The 7,973-nt window shown below is 62.6% G+C and carries 7 protein-coding genes; 5 read left to right on the top strand and 2 right to left on the bottom strand.

What is annotated here, in order from left to right; all coding sequences use genetic code 11:
- The first annotated feature begins 579 nt into the window (after positions 1–579).
- The 3 genes from PQT43_RS22525 to PQT43_RS22515 all read left to right on the top strand — a co-directional run bounded on the left by PQT43_RS22525 (position 580) and on the right by PQT43_RS22515 (position 2,176).
- Positions 580–900, top strand: coding sequence for a hypothetical protein (locus PQT43_RS22525; RefSeq protein ID WP_102880781.1), 321 nt, complete (start codon positions 580–582; stop codon positions 898–900).
- Positions 901–1,130: 230 nt separating this feature from the next.
- Positions 1,131–1,424: a hypothetical protein gene (locus PQT43_RS22520; protein ID WP_123394043.1), complete on the top strand. Its 294-nt coding sequence runs from the start codon at positions 1,131–1,133 to the stop codon at positions 1,422–1,424.
- Positions 1,425–1,528: 104 nt separating this feature from the next.
- A complete protein-coding gene (locus PQT43_RS22515) occupies positions 1,529–2,176 on the top strand; it encodes a carboxypeptidase-like regulatory domain-containing protein (protein ID WP_267268831.1) in 648 nt (215 codons plus the stop codon).
- Here the strand turns inward: PQT43_RS22515 and PQT43_RS22510 are convergent.
- Positions 2,154–3,812, bottom strand: coding sequence for an ATP-binding response regulator (locus PQT43_RS22510; RefSeq protein ID WP_267268832.1), 1,659 nt, complete (start codon positions 3,810–3,812; stop codon positions 2,154–2,156). The genes PQT43_RS22515 and PQT43_RS22510 overlap by 23 nt on opposite strands.
- 146 nt (positions 3,813–3,958) lie before the next feature.
- Here PQT43_RS22510 and PQT43_RS22505 point away from each other — a divergent pair, with 146 nt between their 5' ends.
- Together PQT43_RS22505 and PQT43_RS22500 are read left to right on the top strand one after the other, a co-directional pair.
- Positions 3,959–4,576 (top strand): LuxR C-terminal-related transcriptional regulator, encoded by a 618-nt coding sequence (locus tag PQT43_RS22505; RefSeq protein ID WP_102860431.1) that lies wholly within the window; start codon positions 3,959–3,961, stop codon positions 4,574–4,576.
- Positions 4,577–4,780: 204 nt separating this feature from the next.
- Positions 4,781–5,212: a hypothetical protein gene (locus PQT43_RS22500; protein ID WP_102880785.1), complete on the top strand. Its 432-nt coding sequence runs from the start codon at positions 4,781–4,783 to the stop codon at positions 5,210–5,212.
- Positions 5,213–5,258: 46 nt separating this feature from the next.
- Here the strand turns inward: PQT43_RS22500 and PQT43_RS22495 are convergent, their stop codons facing one another.
- On the bottom strand, positions 5,259–7,601 hold the full coding sequence (locus PQT43_RS22495; RefSeq protein ID WP_268562003.1) for a putative bifunctional diguanylate cyclase/phosphodiesterase: 2,343 nt from the start codon (positions 7,599–7,601) through the stop codon (positions 5,259–5,261).
- Positions 7,602–7,973: the final 372 nt, after the last annotated feature.

Genomic DNA, 7,973 nt, shown 5'->3' with positions numbered 1-7,973 from the left:
ACATATCGCGTCGCCTGGTTTCGCAGCCTTCGGCAGCGGCTACAAAGAGCCGGCCTGCGCACCTTGGCTTTGGCTTTGGCTTTTGATCTTGATCTTCCGGCCCCTTCCCTGCCGGCAGAGCGTAGGCGTTGCGTAGGGGGCAGCTCGGCAAGGATGCCGAGCCAGCCGCTCTGACCGCAGCAACGGATATGTACACAAAAAGATCCCGGTTTTACGACTAGCTTCCCCACCGCTCAAGACCAAACCCTCCCCCCTTCCCCTCAAACCGCGATCACCGAAAATTCCTACAACTCGCGTCCAATTGCATCACCTTGTCCCTCCAAGGCGATGCCCTTAAGGTCTGGGGGTCATTGCAAATTCAGTGACAGGGGTGTGGAAGCCCCTATATCGTTAGGCGCGCAAAGCACCAGCAACCGTCAGGCATGTTTGTAGCCTGCACTTTATGGTGGCTGTGCGCGGGGCACTCTTGAGTGCGCCGGGTGCCTAACGTCCCGGTCTTCCACACCTGCGTACAGCCGCCACCTAATTACGTGGAAGTGATTTTTGGCGACTCCGACTCATACGTTAGGAAGCAGACCAATGAAGAAAATCACACCCGATCCACCCATCGATACAGTGGATAAAAACGTGGAGCACTACATGCCCCTCACCAGCAACGACTACAACATCCCCGCCCTGCTGGTGGACACCCAGGCCCCGCTGGACGCCCTCCACGAAGCCGCCGCCCACCGCATCCGCGCGGCCACCCAGTTGCTGGAAAACATCGCCAGCCACGACAACCTGCAGAGCAACCCGGCCCTGCTCCAGGACTTCGCCCAGCTGTGCGTCATCCCCCTGCGCGACGGCTGCGACCTGCTCGACGTACTGGGCCGGCGCCTGCAGGAACAACTGCTCACCTGACCCCTGATCCGGGCCCGGCGCGCCCCGCCGGGCCCATCAAGCCGCCCTGATCTCCGCCCCCCTGCGCCCCGTAATTGCAAAGCGACATTAGCCCATTTGTGCTAATCGACCCTCCCCCAGCCCGGGGCTATAGTGCCGAGCAACCACCCGCTCTCCTCCAACACCGCCGTTCTGCGGTGTCGGGAGCGGCTGCGCCGTTGAAAACACAACAACACCAAGGAAGATTCATCATGAAACTCCAGTCCAGCCTCCGCCCCTTCGCCCTGATCAGCGCCCTGGCCCTCACCCTGGGCGGTTGCGCCATTGCAAAACCGAGCAACGACGACCTCAAGAACCGCGCCCAGACCACCCTCGGCAAGCCCGTGAGCACGGTCTCGAACGTACGCAGCGACGCGTCCCAGACCTACTTCACCGCCAGCACCAGCAACGGCGAATATGACTGCGTATTGCCCAGCGGCGGCATGGTCGCCTTCGCCACCATGGGCGGCGCAGTAGCGCTCCCCGCCCAGTGCACCAAGCAATAAGCCGGCAGTCCCTGACTACCCAGGTTCGCGGCGACCACCGGCCACTGCGCCATGGCAGGGCTGTGTCGCGCGAACACTGCAACTTCTTCAAAGGTTCTGAACCCATGAACTCCCGCTTATTCATAGTGGCAGGCACAGTCCTGCTCGCCTGCGCCTTGAGTGCCTGCGCGCCGCGCCAGGGACGAACCCTGGACGAATACCCGCCGGTAAAGATCCCCACCGTGCAGTACCCCACCGTCCCCTTCGATATCCAGGCCGCGCGCGCCGCCCTGCAACCCGGCAACGCAACGCTCACCGGCAAGTTCTGCATCGTCGGCAACGACGGCATCGAGAACAGCGGCAATGTGGAGATCTATCTCTACCCGGTCACCCCGCACTTGCAGGCCTGGCATGACTTGCGCAGGTCCCAGCCCGAGGGCGCGCCGGTGAGCATGGCCCCCGAGGCCGTGGCCGTGCACCGGGTGACCCGGACCAACGGCAACGGCATCTTCCAGTTCACGGGGCTGCAACCGGGCCGCTACTTCGTCCAGGGCCAAGACATGGTGTACGGCACCAGCCGCTGGAATGAGTACGTGGGCACCGGCCAGAGCAACACCAACTACGGGCCGGTGACCACCCACTACTACACCGAGCGCAGTTCGATCTCTTCGTACTCAGGCATGCTGGATGACTTCGTCGAACTCGCCAGTGGCGAGAACAAGAAGCTGACCATGACCAACTATCCCCTGCTTATCCCGTGCCGGACCTGGTAGCAGCCCCTTGCGTCACGGCCCTGTGACTGGACGCCAGCGGCGTCTCGCGCAGGGCCCGCAAGGTGCCCCGCAGTTCCACCGGACGCACCGGCTTGGAGAGGATGGCGATGTTGCGGTCGTGCAGGGCGGCGTGGATTCTCTCGAGGTCGTGTCCGGTGATGATCAGCGCCGGCACTTCCCAGCCCCGCTGCTGGCGGATGCTGTCGATGCATTCGATACCCGAGGCACGGGTGCCCAGGTCGTAGTCGGCGACGATAATGTCGCAATCGGTCAGTAGATCCTCCCCGCTCGATTCGGCCTGGACCACACAGCCCCAGCGCTCCAGCAACGCCGAGGTGGCCAGCAGGACGTTACGGTCATCTTCCACCAGACAGACTCGCAACCCGGTCAGCAAGCCGCTCTGCACCGCTTCGTCACGGCTGTGCAAACGCTGCGGCGCGGCCAATACCAAGCCATGCAGGCTGACGGTAGTACCGTGATCGACCCGCGAACGGATCGTCACCTGCAGGTCGGTCATCTGCCCCAGGCGCTTGACGATGGACAGGCCCAGGCCAACGCCTTCGACGTCCTTGTCGCGCACCTGGCGGACCCGGTAGAACTCATCGAAGATCTTTGGCAGATGCTCCTCGGCGATGCCCCGGCCCTGGTCATAAATGACAATGGCCAGGCCCTGGCCACGACGGCGCACACCGATCAGCACCGGCCGTTCTGCGGCGTACTTGAAGCAGTTGGACAGCACGTTCTGCACCATCGTCGCCAACAACCCCGGATCAACCCGCACCCAGTAACTGCAGGGGCGCAAGCGCAGTTCGACCCGCGCCCAGCGCGCCGCTTCGGCGTTCTGGCGCACCAGATCCCGCAGTAACTCCCCCAGGTGCACGGTTTCGTACTTGGGCTGCACGCGTCCGTTGTCCAGGGTGTAAAGGTCGAGGATCGAACGGAACAACTGCGACACGTTGAGCAGCGAACGATCGATATTGTCCACCAGCCGCCGCTCTTCGCCCCCCAGGTTGGCCTCGCGCAGGCAAGCAGTGAACAGGCCGATGGAATGGATCGGCTGGCGCAGGTCGTGGCTGGCCTGGGCCAGGAATCGGGACTTTTCCAGGTTGGCGGCAATCGCCTCTTCCGAAGCCAGACGGGTGCGCTTGAGCAGGATGTGGGCGTACACCGGAATCACCGTGCTGGTGATCATCAGCATCAGCACCATGTAGGGCTGGGCCTGCCAATACGGGGTCAGCAGATAGACCATGAACAGCGCAAACAGCGCCAGCACGGTGGCAATGGCCAGGTAGCGCGAGCCGAAACGCATGCCATTGCCCAGGTTCACCCAGACCATCACCGCATAAATCGGTAGCGCCCCCTCGCCGCCTACCACCAAGCCGTAACAGGTGCCGGTGTAGTCGTAGACCATGCCCAGGATGCGCCGCGCCGGGTAATGCCCGGGCCAGCGGGCAATGGCCATGCGCAGCAGGATCGAACCCAACATGAACAGGGCAATGTAGATCATCACCGGCACATAAGGGTCGACCTGCTGCCCCGGGAGAAAGCCGATCACGGTAAACCAGACCAGGGCGCACCCGGCCACGATAATCCGCAGGGTGGCCTGGTCGAGTTCGCTGTCCTTCTCAACGTTCATGCAATCACCTCCTTGTGCAATCTGTGTTGCCGTGGTCTTTTGCCGCTCGGCAATACCGCGTATCGAACACGACCAGCGGCCAGTTACAACGCCGCGCGTCAAGTTAGCATGCGCGCAGGACTGGATGTTTCAAGGAGTTTCACGACATGACATGCCGGATTATCGTCGCCGACGACCACCCGCTATTCCGCGAGGGCATGCTGCGCACCCTCCAGCGCCTGCTGCCCGACGCCCTGCTCGAAGAGGCTGGCGACCTGGCGGCGGTACTGGCCCTGGCCCTGACCGGCGAGGAGCCGGACTCGCTGATTCTGGACCTGCGTTTCCCCGGATTGACCTCGGTCAGCCTGATTGCCGACCTGCGCCGACAGCTGCCCCGAACCTCGCTCATCGTGGTATCGATGGTGGACAACCAGGACCTGATCGGCGAAGTCATGGCCGCTGGTGCCGACGGTTTTATCGGCAAGAGCATCAGCCCGGAGGAGATCGGCCAGGCTATCCAGGCCATTCGCCAGGGCGAAGTGGTGGTCAAGTACGCACCTTCCGGCTTGCTGCTGCCCCTGGATGCCGGCGCCGAGATCAGCCAGCTAACCACCCGCCAGCAAGAAGTGCTGCGCCTGATCGCCCAGGGCAAGACCAACAAGGAAATTGCCCGGGAGCTGGATATCTCGCCGTTCACCGTTCGCATCCATGTCTCGTCCCTGCTGCACACCCTGAAGGTGCCCTCACGGGCAGCGGCTGCGGTGAAGTTCGCCGGGGCCTGGTAACCCGGGACAGGCTCGCGCACCCATGCCAGAGAGTCGTCTCCGGCGCTGCACCGGCTGTTTGCCCCGGTTGCACCTTTAACGCTGGGAAGCTTGGCGCAAATGAGGCAGCATCGGTCCTGGCACGCCTGTATAAACGCCATGGCATTGGGCGGCACGCCAGGAACAGCGTGCTGGCGCGGCCGCCCCACGCAGGAGAAAAACATCATGAATACGGATGAACGTGATGAACTATTTGATCGGTTGCACCACTGGTTCGGTGACTCGGAAGCCACCAACTGGAACGAATACACCACCGAACAGGTGGCCAAGGGCGTGCTTCACGCCTTTACCCCGGCGCAATGGCAACGGCTCGGCGAGACACTGCTGTCCCGGCCCGAGTACTGGCAGCACCGCTGCGCCGTCTCCCTGGGCGAGTTGCGAACGGCACCGGCCATCGCCTTGTTGAAACGCCTGCTGGCAGACTCGCCTTACCTGGATGTACGGGTCATGGCGGTCTATGAGCTGGACTGGGCGCAAGCTGCCATCGAGCAGCGCTATGCGCCCTGTATCCTGGAAATCATGGACAACCTCAGTGAAGAAGGCATCGAGCCGGAGCTGCACAGCCTGCTGACCAAGGCCGAGTCGGCCACCCTCTGAAAGCCCCAACCCTGGATGCCGGCTCCCCGCCGGCCATCCAGCCCCTTCAGCTGGACACCCGAGACTTCAACATCCAATGCTCGAAGGCCTCGGCGGGCAACGGCCGGCTGATCAGGTAACCCTGGACCGTGTCGCAGCCCCAGCTTTCCAGCAGTTTCAGGCAATGCTCGTACTCCACCCCTTCGGCCACCACCTTGAGCCCCAGCTTGTGACTCATTTCGATGGTTGAGCGCACGATCACCGCATCACCGCTGGTTTCGTCCAGGTTGCGGATAAAGGACTGGTCGATCTTCAACTCCTGCACCGGTAGACGCTGCAACTGGGCCAGGGATGAATAGCCGGTGCCAAAATCATCCACCGACAGACTGATGCCGCAGCCACGCAAGCGCTGCAGCACCGCCAGCGACTGTTCCGGATGGCGCATGATGGCGCTCTCGGTGATCTCGAACACCAGTTGCTCAGCGGCCACCTGATAGCGCTCCAGGCACTGGCTGACCCGGACTTCCAGGCCGTCGTCCTCCAGGTCGCTGGCGGAGATGTTCAGCGACAGGCGCACGGGCAAAGCCCGGCGGTTCCACTCCGCCAACTGCCGAATGCAAGCCTCGATGACCCAGGAGGTCAGGCTGTGCATGCTGCCGGTGCGCTCGGCCAGGGGAATGAACTCCGCTGGCGACACCACGCCAAATACCGGATGCCGCCAGCGCAGCAGGGCTTCGGCCTGGTGCAGGTAATCCCGGCGCAGATCCAGCTTGGGCTGATACAGCAGGAACAGCTCGCCATCGGCGGCGGCGCGACGCAGGTCACGGATCAGGCTGATCTGGCGCTGATGAGCCAGGTCGCGGTCTTGCTGGTAGACCTGCAGGTAACCGGGGTTGAGCGCTGCATCGTGGCGGGCGATCGCGGCACGGCTGATCAGCTCTTCGGCGGACTTGCCGTCGGCGGGATACACCGCCATGCCCATGCAGATCTGGCGCCGTACCTCATCCCCCTGAATCAGCTGGGGTCGGCTCAACAGGTCATGGAGGCGGTCGGCCATGGCAATGGCGCCATCGAGCTCGGTGTTTTCCAGCAGCAGAAGGAACTCGCTGGCGGTGATCCGCGCCGCGGTATCGCCCTGGGACAGCACATCACGCAGCCGCCGGCTCAGTTCACCCATCATCTGCTCCAGCCCTTCATTGCCAAAGCCTTCGTTGATCGCCCGATAGTTGTCGATCCCCAGGTACAGCAACACCACGTTGCGCCGGGCAGCGATGGCCTGGCTCAGGCGCTCGATGGCCAGGGCCCGATTGGGCAGCCCGGTCAGGGGATCATGCAGGGCGTTGTGGGCCAGTTGCCGCTCACGGGTGGCAATGGCGCTCTGCATGGCGTTGAAGGCATCCGCCAGCACACCGAACTCGTCGCTGCGCTTGATGGCCACCGTGGCCTGATAGTTGCCGGCACCGATACGTCGGGCAGCCTGGGCCAGGTCTTCCAGGGGCCGCGAAACCCGCCGAGCCATCAGCAGGGCGAAGACCAGGGAAATCACCAGCGCCACCATGGCGATCCACAGGAACTCCCGGTCCAGTGGCGCAAAGGCTTGCAGTGCCTGTTCCAGGGGGCTCTGCAACAAGACCATGACCCGTGGATCGTGGGCATCCCCGGTATTGGCCAGTTGCAGTGCCTGGTTGAGAAAGCGTTGGCCATGGGTTTCGCTCATCTGCGGCAGGGACTGCCACAACGAGTCACGCAGGACATTGATGATCGGCGACCAGAAGAACTCCGGCTGGGTGCTGAACAACTCTCCGGGGTGCTCGCCGTCAACGGTCAGGAATGAGACTTCCAGGTTGCTCATGGAACGCAGTTCCCGGGCGAACAACTCATCCATGGGAAAGCCCATCACCACCCGGGCAACGGGCAGCGAATCCAGCACTTCACCTTGCACCAACAGATAGGGGCGGCCTTTGATCGCAACGAACAGCATGTGAGTGTCGTGCCGCTGCGCTCGGCGCAACGCCCGGTCATAGGGAAACGGCTGCCCCCTGGCAATGTCCGCCAGCGTACTGGCGATTACCCGTCCCTCGGGACTGAGCACGAACATCTCGCTGGAACGAATACCCCCACGGTACTGCGCCAGGGACGCGAGGATGTCCACCGGCTTGCCGCTGACCACAGCGCGGTGAAACTCCGAATCCACCACCAGCCAGTCGATACCGTATTGCAGATTGCGGCCCCGCAGGTCGAGCAGGCGCTCGAACACGCGAGTGCCGACCTTCAATTGCAATTGCGCCTGCTTCTCCACTGCGTGAGTAGTGGCGGTCTTCACCGCAAAGTACACCGCGCCAATCAGCACCAACAGCAACAGCGCCAGCACCCCGACAATCCTTGCCTGAAAGGTTCGGCGCCACTTCATAGGGCTGCTCTCATCCACTCCGATCGCCCGCCGGGCCGGAAAAGCACCTGCGCGGGTGACGGCCGCCGGGAGCTGAAAAATCCGTTCTTCATACCCATCCCTCTAAGAAGCTGAATGCGCGCGTCAAATAAATGCCGATTTCACTCCGACATTCCGGACACTCAGATTAATCCTCAAACTGTAGAAGATCACGCAATAAAACAGGTGACATCCAAGTCATTTTATTGACATTTGATGTCCGTCAACGCCGTCCAATACGTCCACAGCGTCCACGCCACACGTCTGGACAGAGCCTCAACGGACAGTTGAGGGCCGCTCGGAAAAAAGCTGAAACCAGTTTCCCATTGAAACCCGTCTCGACCTGCCCCATCT

Source organism: Pseudomonas sp. BLCC-B112 (assembly GCF_028550695.1).
In the GTDB taxonomy this organism is placed as follows: Bacteria; Pseudomonadota; Gammaproteobacteria; order Pseudomonadales; family Pseudomonadaceae; genus Aquipseudomonas; species Aquipseudomonas danubii.
The sequence above is the reverse complement of the archived record's forward strand: the minus strand, read 5'-3'. Positions and strand labels throughout refer to the sequence as shown.